Source organism: Streptomyces sp. NPDC048254, assembly GCF_043201895.1.
Lineage (GTDB): Bacteria > Actinomycetota > Actinomycetes > Streptomycetales > Streptomycetaceae > Streptomyces.
On record NZ_JBICZJ010000003.1, the window covers coordinates 197,874 to 212,335 of the forward strand.

16 protein-coding genes are annotated in these 14,462 nt (G+C 70.2%); 7 read left to right on the forward strand and 9 right to left on the reverse strand.

Features of this window, described 5'->3' with window-relative positions; genetic code table 11:
- Positions 1-89: 89 nt before the first annotated feature.
- Positions 90-914 (forward strand): LysR family transcriptional regulator, encoded by an 825-nt coding sequence (locus ACGFZQ_RS10680; RefSeq protein WP_393840016.1) that lies wholly within the window; start codon positions 90-92, stop codon positions 912-914.
- A 71-nt stretch (positions 915-985) separates the two neighbouring features.
- Here the strand turns inward: ACGFZQ_RS10680 and fdhD are convergent, their stop codons facing one another.
- Genes fdhD through ACGFZQ_RS10705 form a run of 5 tightly spaced genes read right to left on the reverse strand, consistent with a single transcriptional unit; the run spans position 986 to position 7,409 of the window.
- Positions 986-1,834: a formate dehydrogenase accessory sulfurtransferase FdhD gene (gene fdhD, locus ACGFZQ_RS10685; protein ID WP_393840017.1), complete on the reverse strand. Its 849-nt coding sequence runs from the start codon at positions 1,832-1,834 to the stop codon at positions 986-988.
- Between the two features lie 7 nt (positions 1,835-1,841).
- Positions 1,842-2,702 carry a 2Fe-2S iron-sulfur cluster-binding protein gene (locus tag ACGFZQ_RS10690; protein ID WP_393840018.1) on the reverse strand — a complete coding sequence of 287 codons (861 nt, stop codon included), beginning with the start codon at positions 2,700-2,702 and terminating at the stop codon, positions 1,842-1,844.
- The gene (locus tag ACGFZQ_RS10695; RefSeq protein WP_393840019.1) at positions 2,699-4,516 is read right to left on the reverse strand and encodes an NADH-ubiquinone oxidoreductase-F iron-sulfur binding region domain-containing protein; all 1,818 of its coding nucleotides are present in this window, start codon (positions 4,514-4,516) and stop codon (positions 2,699-2,701) included. The genes ACGFZQ_RS10690 and ACGFZQ_RS10695 overlap by 4 nt, the downstream gene beginning before the upstream one ends.
- A 5-nt stretch (positions 4,517-4,521) precedes the next feature.
- Positions 4,522-6,441, reverse strand: coding sequence for a molybdopterin oxidoreductase family protein (locus tag ACGFZQ_RS10700; RefSeq protein WP_393840020.1), 1,920 nt, complete (start codon positions 6,439-6,441; stop codon positions 4,522-4,524).
- Positions 6,438-7,409, reverse strand: coding sequence for a 2-dehydropantoate 2-reductase (locus tag ACGFZQ_RS10705; protein WP_393840021.1), 972 nt, complete (start codon positions 7,407-7,409; stop codon positions 6,438-6,440). Before ACGFZQ_RS10705 ends, ACGFZQ_RS10700 begins: the two co-directional genes overlap by 4 nt.
- Positions 7,410-7,648: 239 nt before the next feature.
- Between ACGFZQ_RS10705 and ACGFZQ_RS10710 the strand changes: the two genes are divergently transcribed.
- The 4 genes from ACGFZQ_RS10710 (at position 7,649) to ACGFZQ_RS10725 (ending at position 10,993) form a co-directional block, all read left to right on the forward strand.
- A complete protein-coding gene (locus ACGFZQ_RS10710; protein WP_393840022.1) occupies positions 7,649-8,983 on the forward strand; it encodes an OFA family MFS transporter in 1,335 nt (444 codons plus the stop codon).
- Positions 8,958-9,092 (forward strand): hypothetical protein, encoded by a 135-nt coding sequence (locus tag ACGFZQ_RS10715; RefSeq protein ID WP_351730470.1) that lies wholly within the window; start codon positions 8,958-8,960, stop codon positions 9,090-9,092. Before ACGFZQ_RS10710 ends, ACGFZQ_RS10715 begins: the two co-directional genes overlap by 26 nt.
- Before the next feature lie 147 nt (positions 9,093-9,239).
- The gene (locus ACGFZQ_RS10720) at positions 9,240-10,187 is read left to right on the forward strand and encodes a beta-ketoacyl-ACP synthase III (RefSeq protein WP_393840023.1); all 948 of its coding nucleotides are present in this window, start codon (positions 9,240-9,242) and stop codon (positions 10,185-10,187) included.
- Positions 10,188-10,315: 128 nt separating this feature from the next.
- Positions 10,316-10,993, forward strand: coding sequence for a GntR family transcriptional regulator (locus ACGFZQ_RS10725; protein ID WP_351730475.1), 678 nt, complete (start codon positions 10,316-10,318; stop codon positions 10,991-10,993).
- Positions 10,994-11,022: 29 nt separating this feature from the next.
- Here the strand turns inward: ACGFZQ_RS10725 and ACGFZQ_RS10730 are convergent, their stop codons facing one another.
- The 4 genes from ACGFZQ_RS10730 to ACGFZQ_RS10745 all read right to left on the reverse strand — a co-directional run bounded on the left by ACGFZQ_RS10730 (position 11,023) and on the right by ACGFZQ_RS10745 (position 12,577).
- Entirely contained in the window at positions 11,023-11,811 is a 789-nt protein-coding gene (locus ACGFZQ_RS10730) for an SAM-dependent methyltransferase (protein ID WP_393840024.1), read from the reverse strand.
- A 138-nt stretch (positions 11,812-11,949) separates the two neighbouring features.
- The gene (locus ACGFZQ_RS10735) at positions 11,950-12,135 is read right to left on the reverse strand and encodes a hypothetical protein (protein WP_393840025.1); all 186 of its coding nucleotides are present in this window, start codon (positions 12,133-12,135) and stop codon (positions 11,950-11,952) included.
- Positions 12,132-12,338, reverse strand: a complete 207-nt coding sequence (locus ACGFZQ_RS10740; RefSeq protein WP_393840371.1) for a hypothetical protein — start codon at positions 12,336-12,338, stop codon at positions 12,132-12,134. Before ACGFZQ_RS10740 ends, ACGFZQ_RS10735 begins: the two co-directional genes overlap by 4 nt.
- 32 nt (positions 12,339-12,370) lie before the next feature.
- Positions 12,371-12,577 carry a hypothetical protein gene (locus ACGFZQ_RS10745; RefSeq protein WP_393840026.1) on the reverse strand — a complete coding sequence of 69 codons (207 nt, stop codon included), beginning with the start codon at positions 12,575-12,577 and terminating at the stop codon, positions 12,371-12,373.
- A gap of 172 nt (positions 12,578-12,749) precedes the next feature.
- Between ACGFZQ_RS10745 and ACGFZQ_RS10750 the strand changes: the two genes are divergently transcribed.
- A complete protein-coding gene (locus ACGFZQ_RS10750; protein ID WP_393840027.1) occupies positions 12,750-13,502 on the forward strand; it encodes a DUF6879 family protein in 753 nt (250 codons plus the stop codon).
- 15 nt (positions 13,503-13,517) lie between these two features.
- Positions 13,518-14,375 (forward strand): helix-turn-helix domain-containing protein, encoded by an 858-nt coding sequence (locus tag ACGFZQ_RS10755; protein ID WP_393840028.1) that lies wholly within the window; start codon positions 13,518-13,520, stop codon positions 14,373-14,375.
- Positions 14,376-14,462 lie beyond the last annotated feature (87 nt).

A 14,462-nucleotide genomic window follows, 5' to 3' on the forward strand; every position in this document is an offset into this window, starting at 1 on the left:
TGCGGCCCGGCGGCACCGGCCGTCCAAGACCTCTTCCGGCGGTGGCGATACCCTGAAGGCATCGCCGTCACCGGCCAGGAGGTGTGGGCATGGACCTGGATCTGCGCAAGATCCGTTACTTCACGGCGGTCGCCGAACTCCTCCACTTCGGCCGGGCGGCCGAGCTGCTGCACATCGCCCAGCCGGTGCTCAGCCGTCAGATCCGCGCGCTGGAGAAGGACCTGGGCGCCGAACTGTTCGTACGGGACAGCCACGGCGTCACCTTGACCGACGCCGGACGCCAACTCCTCGACGACGCACACCAGTTGCTGGCCACCGCCGACGGCACCCGGCGCCGCGTCCTCCAGGCCGCACGCGGCCGGCGGCGGCTCGTCGTCGGCTTCCGCGCCGGTGTCGTCGTCACCCCCGCGCTGCGCGCCTTCACCGCGGCCCACCCGGACGTCGAGGCGGGCGCCCGCCGCATCGAGTGGGACGACCAGGAGCAGCTCGTCCTCGACGGCACCGTCGACATCGCCTACGTACGGCGGCCCGTCCGGGAGGACGGACTGGAACTGCGCCCCCTGTACAGCGAGCCCCGCGTGGCCATGCTGCCCGCCGAGCACCGGCTCGCCGGGAAAGCGGAGATCTCGCTCACCGACCTCGACGGCGAGCGGTGGCTGCGCTACAACGATCCCCTCCCCGGCGACCTGCCGCTGCGCACCATCGAGGAGAAGTTCGAGCGCGTGGCCGCGGGCAGCGGCATCACCCTGGTGCCGCACTCGGTCGCCGAGCAGTACTCCCGCCCGGACATCGCCTACGTCCCGGTCTCCGACGCCGATCCCGACCGGGTGCTGCTGGCCTGGGCGGCCGGCCGGCGCTCTGCGCTGATCGCCGCGTTCGCCGAGGCCGCGGCGGGCGTCGCGGTGCCCGACTGAGGCGGGGCCCCTGCGGCGCAGGGGGCGCTCCCCGCCGGTCGGGGCCCCGCCGCCGTGCCGCGGGGAACCGTTCAGCCCTGGGCGGCCGCGGCCCGCAGGGCGATACGGTCCTCGCCCGCGTACACGTTCATGTTGCTGCCCCGCAGGAAGCCGACCAGGGTCAGCCCGGTCTCCGCCGCCAGGTCCACCGCCAGCGAGGACGGCGCGGAGACCGCCGCCAGCAGCGGGATGCCCGCCATCACCGCCTTCTGCGCCAGCTCGAAGGAGGCCCGCCCGGAGACCAGCAGGATCGCGCGGGACAGCGGCAGGCCGCCGTGCTGCAAAGCCCGCCCGACCAGTTTGTCGACCGCGTTGTGCCGGCCGACGTCCTCCCGGATGTCCAGCAACTCCCCGTCCTCGGAGAACAGGGCCGCCGCGTGCAGCCCCCCGGTCCGGTCGAACACCTGCTGGGCCGCGCGCAGCCGGTCGGGGAGGCTCGCGAGTAGCTCGGGTCCGACCCGGACCGGGGGAGTGTCGGCGATCGGCCAGCGAGCCGTCGTACGCACCGCGTCGAGGCTGGCCTTGCCGCACAGCCCGCAGGACGAGGACGTGTAGACGTTCCGCTCCAGAGTGAAGTCGGGCAGCTTGACGCCCGGCGTGGTCCGCACGTCGACCACGTTGTAGGTGTTGGACCCGTCGACCGTGGCGCCCGCGCAGTACACGATGTTCTGCAGGTCGTCGGCGGTCGCCAGCACCCCCTCGCTGACCAGGAACCCGGCCGCCAGCGCGAAGTCGTCGCCGGGCGTGCGCATCGTGATGGCCAGGGGTTTCCCGTTGAGTCTGATCTCCAGCGGTTCCTCGGCGACGAGTGTGTCCGGCCGGGCGGAGACCGCTCCGTCGCGGATGCGGATGACCTTGCGTCGTTCCGTGACTCGTCCCATGGTCTGATCAGCCCCGGTTCTGTACGTGCTGGTAGCCGAAACGGCCCTTGATGCAGAGGTTGCCGTGGGTCACCGGGTTGTCGTGCGGCGAGGTGACCTTGACTATCTCATTGTCCTGCACGTGGAGCGTGAGGTTGCAGCCCACACCGCAGTACGCGCACACCGTGGTCGTCTCCGTCTGCCGGGACTCGTCCCAGGTGCCCGCCGCCCGCATGTCGAACTCCGACTTGAACGACAGCGCCCCGGTCGGACACACCTCCACACAGTTCCCGCAGTAGACACAGGCCGAGTCGGTCAGCGGGGCGTCGTGCTCGACGGCGATCCGGGCGTCGAAGCCCCGCCCGGCGACCGAGATCGCGAAGCTGTTCTGCCACTGGTCGCCGCAGGCGTCCACACACTTGTAGCAGAGGATGCACTTGTCGTAGTCGCGCACATACAGATCGTTGTCGACCCTGGGCTCCTCGTCCAGGCGGGCCGCGTCGGGGCCGAAACGGTCCGGTTTCGCCTCGTACTCCTTGATCCACTCGGCGGCCCGCGGGGTCGTCGACAGGTCCACCGAGGAGGCCAGCAGCTCCAGGACGATCCTGCGGCTGTGCCGGACGCGCTCGGTGCCGGTGCGCACCACCATGCCCGGCTCGGCCTTCCGGGAGCAGGCCGGCACCAGGGTCCGGGACCCCTCCACCTCGACCACGCACACCCGGCAGGCGTTCTTCGGGCGCAGGGTGTCGCCCTCGCACAGCGTCGGGACGTCCTCCCCGGCCGCCCGGCAGGCATCCAGGATCGTCGAGCCCTCCGGGACCCGGGCCTCCCGGCCGTCGAGCGTGAACTCCAGCAGCCGGCGCGGGATCCCCAGCGGTATGACGGTCATGCGTACGCCCCCAGACGGTCGATGGCGGATTCCACGGCGTTCCAGGCGGTCTGGCCGAGACCGCAGATCGAGGCGTCCCGCATCGCCCGGCCGACCTCGCGCAGCAGCGCGATGTCATCGGCCGCGCCGGCGCCGGTGCGCTCGGCGATCCGGTGCAGCGCCTCCTCCTGCCGGACCGTCCCCACCCGGCACGGCACACACTGCCCGCAGGACTCGTCCCGGAAGAACTCCGCGATGCGGAGCAGGAGCCGGGGCAGCGGCACGGTGCCGTCGAAGGCCATGACGACACCGGAGCCGAGCGTGGTGCCCGCCTCCCGGGTGCCCTCGAAGGTGAGCGGGATGCCGAGTTCGTCCGGCCGTACGAAGCCGCCGGCGGCCCCGCCGAGCAGCACGGCCCGCAAGTCGTCCTGCACTCCGGCGAGTTGCAGCAGCTCGCCGAGCGTGGCGCCGAAGGGGAGCTCGTAGACACCGGGGCGGGTCACGCTTCCCGACACGCAGAACAGCTTGGGCCCGGTGGACCTGGCGGTCCCGATCGCCGCGTACGCCGGGGCGCCCATGGTCAGGATCGGCAGGACGTTGACCAGTGTCTCCACGTTGTTCTCGACCGTCGGTCTGCCGAACAGCCCCTTCTCCACCGGGAACGGCGGCTTCGAACGCGGCTCGCCCCGGTAGCCCTCGATGGAGTTGAACAGGGCCGTCTCCTCACCGCAGATGTACGCCCCCGCCCCGCGCCGGATCTCGATGTCGAAGGCGAAGCCCTGACCGAGGATGTCGTCGCCGAGCAGACCGCGGGCGCGGGCCTGGTCGACCGCGTGCTGTATCCGCCGTGTCGCGCGCGGATATTCGCCGCGGATGTACAGGAAGCCCCGGAGCGCGCCGATCGCGTACGCCGCGACGGTCATCGCCTCCACCAGCGCGAACGGGTCGCCCTCCATGAGGACGCGGTCCTTGAAGGTGCCCGGCTCGGATTCGTCGGCGTTGCAGACGAGGTAGTGCGGGCGGTCCGGCTGGGACGCCGTGGCCTGCCATTTGCGGCCGGTGGGGAAGGCGGCGCCACCGCGCCCGACCAGGCCGGAGTCGGTGACCTCGCGGATGACCCCGGCGGGCCCGAGGGCGAAGGCCTGGCGCAGGGCGGTGTAGCCGCCGTGCGCCCGGTAGTCGTCGAGCGAGGACGGGTCGACCACGCCCACCCGCTGCAACAGGGTCAGACCCTCCTGTCCCGCCTGCGGTACGGCCGTCGCGGCCGACGGCTCCTCGGCGGCCGAGTCGGGCGCGGTGGCCGCGAGGACGGCCGTCCTGACCGTCGCCGGGGCCGCCACCGCCGTACGCACCGGATCCCCGGCCCGGATCGCGAGGGCGGCCGGGGCCCGCTCGCACAGGCCCAGACAGGGGCTGCGCTCGACGTGCACCCCGGGGCCGAGACCCTCCTCGACCCCGGCGCACAGTGCGGACGCCCCGGCCGCCGTGCACGCCAGGTCCGTGCAGACGTGCAGGACGGTCGCCGGGCGGGGCCTGACGGAGAACATCGCGTAGAAGGTGGCGACCCCGTAGGCCTCGGCCGGCGGGACCGTCAGGCGGCGGCAGAGGTAGTCGAGGGCACCCTCGCTGATCCAGCCGATCCGGTCGTTGATCGCGTGCAGCCCCGGCAGCAGCAGGTCGCGGCGGTCCCGGGCCTCCCGGCCACCGCGCGCCCACCGCAGATCCGCGTCGGAACGGTCGGCGCCCTCCCAGGAGGACTCCGGAGGGCCGAGCAGGGCGTCGACGGCGGCCCGTTCCTCGTCCGTCGGTTTGCTGTCGCCGAAGTGCAGGTCCACTTACGTCACCTCACGATGGTCGCGACCGGGAGCTTGTCGATACGGATCGCCGACGCCTTGAACTCCGCCGTCCCCGCGATCGGGCAGTTGGCCTCGATCGTCAGCTGGTTGGTGTCCACCTCGTCGGGAAAGTGCATGGTCATGAAGGCGAGACCGGGGCGCAGGGCGGTGTCGATCCAGACGGGGGCCACGACCGAGCCCCGCCGCGAGGACACCTGGACCTCCTCGCCGACGACGACCCCGTACCGCTCGGCGTCCTCCGGGCACAGCTCGATGTACTCGCCGCGCCGCAGCGGGGAGGCGTAACCACCGCTCTGCACACCGGTGTTGTAGGAGTCCAGCCGCCGCCCGGTGGTGAGCCGGACGGGGTACTCCTCGTCGGTGAGGTCGACCGGCGGATCGTGCCGGACCAGCCCGAAGGGGGCCGGCATGCCGCGCCGCGCCGGGTCCTTCTCCCACAACCTGCCGTGCAGATAGGCCGGTTCGAGGCGCTCGGTGCTCGGGCACGGCCACTGGATGCCCTGGTGCTCGGCGAGCCGGTCGTACGTCATCCCGTAGTGGTCCGGGGAGACCGACCTCAGCTCGTTCCAGACGGCCTGGGCGTCGGCGTACTTCCAGTCGTGGCCGAGGCGGGCGGCGAGGTCGCAGAGGATGTCGATGTCCTCGCGGGCCTCGCCGGGCGGGGTCACGGCCCGGCGCACCCGCTGCACCCGCCGTTCGCTGTTGGTGGTCGTGCCCTCGGTCTCCGCCCAGCCGGCGGTCGCGGGCAGCACCACGTCCGCCAGCTCCGCCGTCTTCGTGAGGAAGATGTCCTGGACGACCAGGAAGTCGAGGGCGCTCAGCCGGCGGATCGCCTGCTCGCTGTCGGCCTCCGACTGGGCCGGGTTCTCGCCGATGCAGTAGACCGCTTTGAGCGTGCCCTCCTCCATCGCCTCGAACATCTCGGTGAGGTTCAGCCCGTAGTGCGGCTGGATGACCGTGTCCCAGGCCGACTCGAACTTCAGCCGGGCGTCCGGGTCGAGGATGTCCTGGAAGCCGGGGAGGCGGTTGGGGATCGCGCCCATGTCGCCGCCGCCCTGCACGTTGTTCTGGCCGCGCAGCGGCTGCAACCCGGCGCCGTAGCGGCCCACCTGGCCGGTGAGCAGGGAGAGGTTGATCAGGGCGCGGACGTTGTCGGTGCCGTTGTGGTGCTCCGTGATGCCGAGGGTCCAGCACAGCTGGGCGCGCTCGGCGCGGGCGTAGGCGTGCGCCAACTCCCGTATCGCGGCGGCCGGAACGCCGGTCACCTTCTCCGCCAGCGACAGCGTCCACGGTTCGACGAGCGCCCGGTACTCCTCGAAGCCGGTCGTCGCCCGCTCGACGAACGCCTCGTTGGCCAGCCCGGCGTGGATGATCTCCCGGCCGATCGCGTGCGCCATCGGGATGTCCGTGCCGACGTTCAGCCCGAGCCAGCTCTCCGCCCACTCGGCGGTGGAGGTGCGGCGCGGATCGACGGCGTACATCCGGGCGCCGTTCCTGATGCCCTTCAGCACGTGCTGGAAGAAGATCGGGTGCGCGAAGCGGGCGTTGGAGCCCCACATCACGATGACGTCGGTGTGCTCGATCTCCTCGTACGACGACGTGCCGCCGCCGGAGCCGAAGGCGGCGCTCAGGCCGGCCACGCTCGGGGCGTGGCAGGTCCGGTTGCAGGAGTCGACGTTGTTGGTGCCCATCACCACCCGGGCGAACTTCTGGGCCACGTAGTTCATCTCGTTGGTGGCGCGGGCGCAGGAGAACAGCCCGAACGCGCCGCGGTTGCGGTCCAGGCCGCGGGCCGCGCGCTCCAGGGCCTCCTGCCAGCTCGCCCGCCGGAACGGCTCGTCACGGGAGTCCCGCACCAGGGGGTGGGTGAGCCGGGTATAGGTCTTCTGCTGCCGTTTCCTCATGCGGCGCTCCTCAGCGCGAGCAGGTCCGAGATGGCGTGCACGGTACGCAGGGTGGGCACCTGCACGCCGGTGATCTCCGCCAGCTCGACGACGGCCGCCAGGAGCACGTCGAGTTCCAGCGGCTTGCCGCGCTCCAGGTCCTGGAGCGTGGAGGTGCGGTGGTCGCCGACCTTCTCGGCGCCCGCGAGCCGGCGTTCGATGGAGACACCGACCTCGCAGCCGAGCGCCTCGGCGACCGAGAGCGTCTCGCGCATCATGATCTCGATGACCCGGCGGGTGCCGCCGTGCAGGCACATCTGCCGCATGGTGGCCCGGGCCAGCGCGCTGATCGGGTTGAAGGAGATGTTGCCGAGCAGCTTGAGCCAGATGTCGTTGCGCAGCCCCGGCTCCACCGGGCACTTCAGCCCGCCGGTCTGCATCGCCTCGCTGAACCGCAGACAGCGCTCGGACACACTGCGGTCGGGCTCGCCGATCGAGAACCGGGTGCCTTCCAGGTGCCGTACCACGCCCGGGGCTTCGAGCTCGGTGGCCGCGTAGACGACGCAGCCGACGGCGCGTTCGGGGGCGAGTACGGCGCTGACCGCGCCGCCCGGGTCGACGCTCTCGACGCGGTGGCCGTCGTGGGGGCCGCCGTGCCGGTGGAAGTACCACCAGGGGATGCCGTTCTGGGCCGCGACCACCGCCGTGCGCTCGTGCAGCAACGGCTCGATCAGCGGCCCGCACGCCGCGTACGAGTTGGCCTTCAGGCCCAGGAAGACGTAGTCGACCGGGCCGACCTCGGCCGGGTCGTCGGTGGCGTGGGTATGCGCGGTGAAGTCGCCGCGCGGGCTGAGCACCCGTACTCCGTACTGCCTCATGGCCGCCAGATGGGGTCCACGGGCGACGAGGTGCACGTCGGCGCCCGCGCGGTGGAGCGCGGCACCGACATAGGCGCCGATCGCACCGGCGCCGAGGACTGCGACTTTCACGGAACACTCCGTTCGGTTTGAGGGATACCGCGGAGGTGGCCTCGGGGGAGACCGGGTCGTGTCCGGATCGTGTGAAGCATCGGCCGAATCATGTCGACGAAATATTGTCTACAGTATGGAGTCAGGCCCGACAAGGGTTCGGACAGCGACCGTTCGGCGCATTCTGGATACCGCTCATCGCATACGATCGAGTCGTCGGGTTCTCAACCACCCTGGCCAGGCCCTACCGTTCGGGACTCATGAGCAGCCCCCCTGTAGCACCGCCGGGCTGGAGCCGCTGGCTCGTCCCGCCCGCCGCCCTCTCCGTCCACCTCTCCATCGGCCAGGCCTACGCCTGGAGCGTCTTCAAACCGCCGCTCGAATCCGCGCTGAACCTCAGCGGCACCCAGAGCGCGCTGCCCTTCCAGCTCGCGATCGTGATGCTCGGCCTGTCGGCCGCGTTCGGCGGCACCCTCGTCGAGCGCAACGGACCGCGCTGGGCGATGACGGTCGCCCTGGTCTGCTTCTCCACCGGCTTCCTGATCTCCGCGCTCGGCGCCGAGACCAAGCAGTACTGGCTGATCGTCCTGGGCTACGGCTTCGTCGGCGGCATCGGCCTCGGCATCGGCTACATCTCGCCGGTCTCCACCCTGATCAAGTGGTTCCCGGACCGGCCCGGCATGGCCACCGGCATCGCCATCATGGGCTTCGGAGGCGGCGCGCTGATCGCCTCGCCCTGGTCCGCGCAGATGCTCTCGTCCTTCGGCAGTGACAACGATGGCATCGCGCTCGCCTTCCTGGTGCACGGGCTGTCGTACGCCGTCTTCATGACCCTCGGCGTGCTGCTGATCCGGGTGCCGCGCAGCGAGGACCGCGAAAGCACAGCGGACGCGCCGAGTGCCTTCGAGGGCGTGCAGGTCTCGGCGAACACCGCGATCCGCACCCCGCAGTTCTGGTGCCTGTGGGTCGTGCTCTGCATGAACGTGACCGCGGGCATCGGCGTCCTGGAGAAGGCCGCCCCGATGATCACGGACTTCTTCGCCGACAGCTCCACCCCGGTGACGGTGTCCGCGGCGGCCGGGTTCGTCGCCCTGCTGTCCGCCGCCAACATGGCGGGCCGCATCGGCTGGTCGTCCACCTCGGACCTGATCGGCCGCAAGAACATCTACCGCGTCTACCTCGGCGTCGGCGCGCTGATGTACCTGCTCATCACGTTGTTCGGGGACTCCTCCAAGCCGCTGTTCATCCTCTGCGCGCTCGTGATCCTCTCCTTCTACGGCGGCGGCTTCGCCACCGTCCCCGCCTATCTGAAGGACCTCTTCGGCACCTACCAGGTCGGCGCGATCCACGGCCGGCTGCTCACCGCCTGGTCCCTGGCCGGTGTGCTCGGGCCGCTGATCGTCAACTGGATCGCCGACCACCAGAAGGACGCCGGCAAGCACGGCGCCGACCTGTACACCCTGTCCTTCGGCATCATGATCGGGCTGCTCGTCATCGGGTTCGTCGCCAACGAGCTGATCCGGCCCGTCAACGTCCGCCACCACATCCCCGCCCCCAGGGAGGCCGTCGATGTCGAACGAGAGCAGCCCGCCTGAGACCGACCGCCGCTGGCTGATCGCCGTCGCCTGGCTCTGGGTGGGCGCGCCCTTCGCCTACGGAGTGTATGAACTCGTACAGAAAGCGACACAGCTGTTCAACGGGTGACCCAGAAGGATGTTCGGGCGTCTGAGTGTCTGCAAGAAGCCGACAACTCGGGCGCCCGTTTCCTGTGGCCTTACGTGCCGTCGTACCCGTGAGTCACTGAACAGACTGGTGGGCCCACACCGAGGCAACGAGGGGGACCCACCACCCATGAACGGCTCGCGCATCGCCGCCGTCGGCCACTACCAGCCCGCCAAGGTGCTCACCAACGAGGACCTGGCGGCTCTGGTGGACACCAGTGACGAGTGGATCCGCAGCCGGGTGGGCATCCGCACCCGGCACATCGCGGGGCCCGACGAGCCCGTCGACGAACTCGCCGCGCACGCCGCGGCCAAGGCCCTGGCCGCCGCCGGTCTCACCCCCGGCGACATCGACCTGGTGCTGGTCGCCACCTCCACCGCGATCGACCGCTCCCCGAACATGGCCGCTCGCGTCGCCGCCCGGCTCGGGATCCCGCAGCCCGCCGCGATGGACGTCAACGTCGTCTGCGCCGGCTTCACCCACGCGCTCGCCACCGCCGACCACACCGTACGGGCCGGGGCCGCCACCCGGGCCCTGGTCATCGGCGCCGACAAGATGTCCGAGGTGACGGACTGGACCGACCGCACGACGTGTGTGCTGGTCGGAGACGGCGCGGGCGCGGCCGTGGTCGAGGCCTGCGGACCGGGCGAGGAGCCCGGGATCGGCCCGGTGCTGTGGGGTTCCGTCCCCGAGATGAGCCATGCCGTACGGATCGAGGGCACTCCGCCGCGGTTCGCGCAGGAGGGGCAGAGCGTCTACCGCTGGGCCACCACCCAGCTGCCGCCCATCGCCCGGCGCGCCTGCGAGAAGGCCGGGGTGGACCCCGTCGACCTCGCCGCCGTCGTCCTGCACCAGGCCAACCTGCGGATCATCGAGCCGCTCGCCCAGAAGATCGGCGCGGTCAACGCGGTGGTCGCCAGGGACGTCACCGAATCGGGCAACACCTCGGCCGCGAGCATCCCGCTCGCGCTGTCCAAGCTCGTCGAGCAGGGGCGCGTCTCCAGCGGCGACTCGGTCCTGCTGTTCGGCTTCGGCGGCAACCTGTCGTACGCCGGGCAGGTCGTGCGGTGTCCGTGAGAGCGCGTTCTGCGGTGTGACGTGGTCAACTCGCGCTTCCCCTGGCAGTTGTGCGCCGTAGACTGTAGACGAAAGACAATCGATACTGAGTGTCCGCTCGTAACGGGTGTCTGCCGAAGGGGGACCCGATGTTGTCAGCCGGACTGCCGCAGGGCGCGGTGCCCAAGCTCGAACGCCCCGGCCCGCTCCGTGACCGCGTGTACGAGGCGCTGCTCGAACTCATCACCACCCGTGCCCTCCAGCCCGGCCAGCACCTCGTCGAGAGCGAACTCGCCGGCCACCTGGGCGTCTCCCGGCAGCCGGTGCGCGAGGCGCTGCAGCGGCTGAACACCGAGGGCTGGGTCGACCTCCGGCCCGCCCAGGGCGCGTTCGTCCACGAGCCCACGGAGGACGAGGCCGACCAACTCCTCACGGTCCGCACCCTGTTGGAGGCGGAGGCGGCGCGGCTGGCGGCGGCCAACGCGGGCAGCGCGGGAGTGGCCGCGCTGGAATCCCTGTGCGCCGAGGGCGAGAAGGCCGTCGCCGCGGACGACGTGGACGGGGCCGTCGCCCTGAACGCCGCGTTCCACACCAAGATCATGGACCTGGCCGGGAACGCGGTCCTCGCCGAGCTCGCCGCCCAGGTCGACCGCCGGGTCCGCTGGTACTACACGCCGGTGGCCCGGCAGCGCGGCCACCAGTCCTGGATCGAGCACCGCGAACTGATCGCGGCGATCACGGCCCGCGACGAACAGCTGGCGACCCGCCTGATGCGCGAACACACCGAGCACACGCGGCGGTCGTACCACGAGCGACCGAAGGCCTGAGCCGACCCCGACAGCAGCCCTCCACGTTCTTACGGCACGCGGGCGACGCCGACGTAGAAGCCGCTCAGCTCCTGAGTGGGAGCCGGTGAGTCCTTGTACCAGTTGGTCGCTGTGACCAGCCCCGGAGCCACCAGTTCCAGGCCCTCGAAGAACGGCTCGATCTCGGCCCGCGTACGCATGCGCAGGGGGATCTCGCCCTTGCGGTAGGTCGTGGTCACCGACTTGGCGAGGTGCGGGTGCTCATCCGTGGTGCCGTGCGAGAACATGAGGTAACTGCCCGAGGGCAGCGCGTCGAGAAGCGTCCGCGTCAGACCGTAGGGGTTCTCGTCGTCGGTGATGAAGTGCATCAACGCGATCATCGACAGCGCGACGGGCCGGGTGAAGTCCAGGAACGTACGGGCGTGGTCGAGGATGGTTCCCGGCTTCCGTACGTCGGCCTCGATGTAGTCGGTGCTTCCCTCGGGACTGCTGATGAGCAGAGCCTCCGCGTGCCGCAGCACGATGGGGTCGTTGTCGGCGTAGGCGATCCGCGCCGACGGCGCTATGCCTTGCACGATCTGATGCAGGTTCGGCTGGGTCGGGATGCCCGTACCGATATCGAGGAACTGGTCGATGCCGTTGCCGGCCAGCCAGGCCGCCGCGCGGTGCATGAACGCCCTGTTGCGCATGGCGTTGAGACGCGCTTCCGGTGGCAGTTTCGACGCCACCTCCTCATCAACCGGATAGTTGTCCTTGCCGCCCAGCAGCCAGTCGTAGACGCGTGCCGGGTGGGGCCGGCTCGTGTCGATACGACTTTCGCGGGTGGGGTCTGCCGTCATGCATGGCTCCAGCGTGTACTCGATCGCTGACCGACTCACCGAGGTCGCTTCGTGCGCCGTGGATGAGGCAGTAGAGGGCATCGCGATTGTGCCATTGGCCTGACCCTCGCGCTGAGTTCGGGGCGTAGGCGAGGGGTGTCACCCGGCGGGTGTACAGCGGTGGTGGGGGCAGGTGCAGCGGCGGATGAGCAGGATCCCTCGGCTGTGGGGGAGCGGGATGTCCTGGGTCTGGCTGCACTTCTCGTGCCAGGCCGAGTAACCCGGCCGCTGGGCGAGCGCGCATTCCGCGGACATGGTCGAGGTGTCCTGGGTGCGCGCGGTCACGAGAAGATGCCGCCGCTGCTGAAGGAGTTCAGGGCGCGGGTGCGCTCGGCTAGGGCTCTCAGCCGCTCCTCGTCCGTGGCGCGCCGGACGTGAGCGGGGTCGGCGTCCCACTCGCGCCCGCCGGCGACGGGACGTAGCTGGACGTACGGCCCCTCGTGCCCTATGACGTAGCCGAGTTGGTCGCGGGCGGTGTCGATGGCCAAGGTGCCGAGGGGCCGCTGCTCCTCCTCGGCGGTCACTCGCGGGTCCCCTGCTGGAGCGCACTGGCGAGGCGGATGGCGACGTCGACGCGCACCCGTCCCAGCTCGACCAGCTGCAACCCGGGCGACGCCGGATCGACCCTCAGTGAGGGGAAGACGATCCCAGCCTTGGTCAGGGCGGCTCTGAGTGCCTCGACTGCGGCCTGCGTGTCGGTGACGTTCTGCACTTTCTTCGTAGCCATGAACAGGACGCTAGGTACCGGGCGTTGGGGAGCGCTACGAGAGTTTCTCGAAGTTTCTTGATATCGGCACGGAATTACGCGATGTTATCCACGAAGGCCAGCCGAACCGCGTGAACGGGACGTTGGTAACCATGATGCTTGGTGGGTCAGTCTCCGAGGGAAGGAACTGGTCATGGCGCGACGACTGCGCTTCAACGGCACTGGTAGCGGCGGTGGTTCCTGCCCCGCGATCCATGAGGACCTCGACACGGGCGAGATCATCGTGCACGGTCCCCGGCTCACCGATCCGGCTTCCATCGCCCAGCTCCAGCACCTGGACGAGGACGAGATTCCGATCGTGGTCCCGCGTAACACCCTGATCGACTTCGGGCCGAAGGAGCGCGACAACGAGCCGCGCATCCTCGACCCGGCCACCTTTGCCCGGCTCTTCGAGAACTTCCAGCACAGCGCCTGGCACCTGGAGATGCGCAGGGGCTACGCCGTCGACCAGGAAGAGGACACCTACGCTCAGTTCGTCCGGGGCGAAGAGCCGACGTGGGACATGGACGCACCATGGGCGCACACTATCCTCCCCAAGACACAGGGCGGGGCGTACGTGGGGCGGGTCCGGATCGTCGACAACCCGCCGACCGAGGGCCAGCTGTACCTCCTGGCGCATGCCGAATACAACGTGGCCCTCGGCGAAGAGGTCCGGAACATGTGGCGCGAGGACGCCAAGCGGGTCAACCTGCCCGACGAGGACTTCTGGATCTTCGACTCGCACATCGTCGCCCTGTGCCTCTTCGATGACGCTGACGTCCTCACGGGCGCTGAACTCATCACAGAGCCAGCACGCGTGAACCAGTACAACCGTCTGCGTGACGTGGCCCAGCACTACGCCACCCCGTCCAGTAAGTTCGCGGCGCGCTTGAACGTCAAGGGGTAAAGCAGGTGAGTACCGGTGAGCACGGACTACCAGCAGGCTCGTGAGGCACTTGGGACGCGGCTCCGGGAGCTGCGGTATACGTGCCCGGACGGTCGGCTCACCGGTACTCAGCTCGCCGAGCGGCTCGGCGCGGGCTGGACCAAGGTAAAGATCAGCAAGCTGGAGAACGGCAGGCAGACGGCCACCGCCGAGGACCTGCGGGCCTGGGCCGACGGAACCGGCCAGCCCGAATCCTACGACGACCTTCTGGCCAGGCTCCGGGGCTTCGAGTCGCACATCCGCTCCTGGCGGCGGCAGCTTGCCGCCGGACACCGGGCCGTCCAGGACGCGGCGACCGTGGAGCACGAGCGCTCCCGTGTCCTGACCATCTGGGAGAACGTCCTCATCCCCGGCATGCTCCAGACACCGGACTACGCCCGGCACACCTTCAACCGGCACGCCGACCTGATGCGCTCCCCGCGAGACACCGAGGAGGCCGTACGCGCCCGGATCCAGCGCCAGGAAGGGCTGTACCGGCCCGGTCGCAAGTACCGGATCATGGTCTGGGAGGGGGCGCTGCACTCCCTGATCTGCCCGCCGTCTGTCCTCGCGACGCAGCTGCACCACGTGGCCGGCGTCATCGGGCTCGACACTGTCGAACTCGGCATCATCCCCTTTACTGCCTGCCTGAAGATCTGGCCGGGCAACAGCTTCTGGGTCTACGACGAACGTTTGGCGATCGTCGAGGACTGGCACGCCGAACTCTGGATCGATGATGCCGACAGCGTGGCCACCTACCTCCGCGTCTGGAACACCCTCCGTGAATCCGCCGTCTACGGCGCCGACGCCCACAAGGTCATCAATGCCGCCCGCAGCGCTCTCGACCCGCGCTGATGCCGCCGTTCGGCAGAAACCAGACAGGGCACCCCTTATATCCGCGGGGTGCCCGTTCTGCAGCCAGAAGGCCAAGGTCGAGTCCCG

Excerpts from the sequence above, each read along its gene's own strand:
- ACGFZQ_RS10680 (WP_393840016.1), top strand. The coding sequence starts at position 90 with ATGGACCTGGATCTGCGCAAGATCCGTTACTTCACGGCGGTCGCCGAA.
- fdhD (WP_393840017.1), bottom strand. The coding sequence starts at position 1,834 with ATGGGACGAGTCACGGAACGACGCAAGGTCATCCGCATCCGCGACGGA.
- ACGFZQ_RS10690 (WP_393840018.1), bottom strand. The coding sequence starts at position 2,702 with ATGACCGTCATACCGCTGGGGATCCCGCGCCGGCTGCTGGAGTTCACG.
- ACGFZQ_RS10700 (WP_393840020.1), bottom strand. The coding sequence starts at position 6,441 with ATGAGGAAACGGCAGCAGAAGACCTATACCCGGCTCACCCACCCCCTG.
- ACGFZQ_RS10710 (WP_393840022.1), top strand. The coding sequence starts at position 7,649 with ATGAGCAGCCCCCCTGTAGCACCGCCGGGCTGGAGCCGCTGGCTCGTC.
- ACGFZQ_RS10715 (WP_351730470.1), top strand. The coding sequence starts at position 8,958 with ATGTCGAACGAGAGCAGCCCGCCTGAGACCGACCGCCGCTGGCTGATC.
- ACGFZQ_RS10720 (WP_393840023.1), top strand. The coding sequence starts at position 9,240 with ATGAACGGCTCGCGCATCGCCGCCGTCGGCCACTACCAGCCCGCCAAG.
- ACGFZQ_RS10725 (WP_351730475.1), top strand. The coding sequence starts at position 10,316 with ATGTTGTCAGCCGGACTGCCGCAGGGCGCGGTGCCCAAGCTCGAACGC.
- ACGFZQ_RS10730 (WP_393840024.1), bottom strand. The coding sequence starts at position 11,811 with ATGACGGCAGACCCCACCCGCGAAAGTCGTATCGACACGAGCCGGCCC.
- ACGFZQ_RS10745 (WP_393840026.1), bottom strand. The coding sequence starts at position 12,577 with ATGGCTACGAAGAAAGTGCAGAACGTCACCGACACGCAGGCCGCAGTC.
- ACGFZQ_RS10750 (WP_393840027.1), top strand. The coding sequence starts at position 12,750 with ATGGCGCGACGACTGCGCTTCAACGGCACTGGTAGCGGCGGTGGTTCC.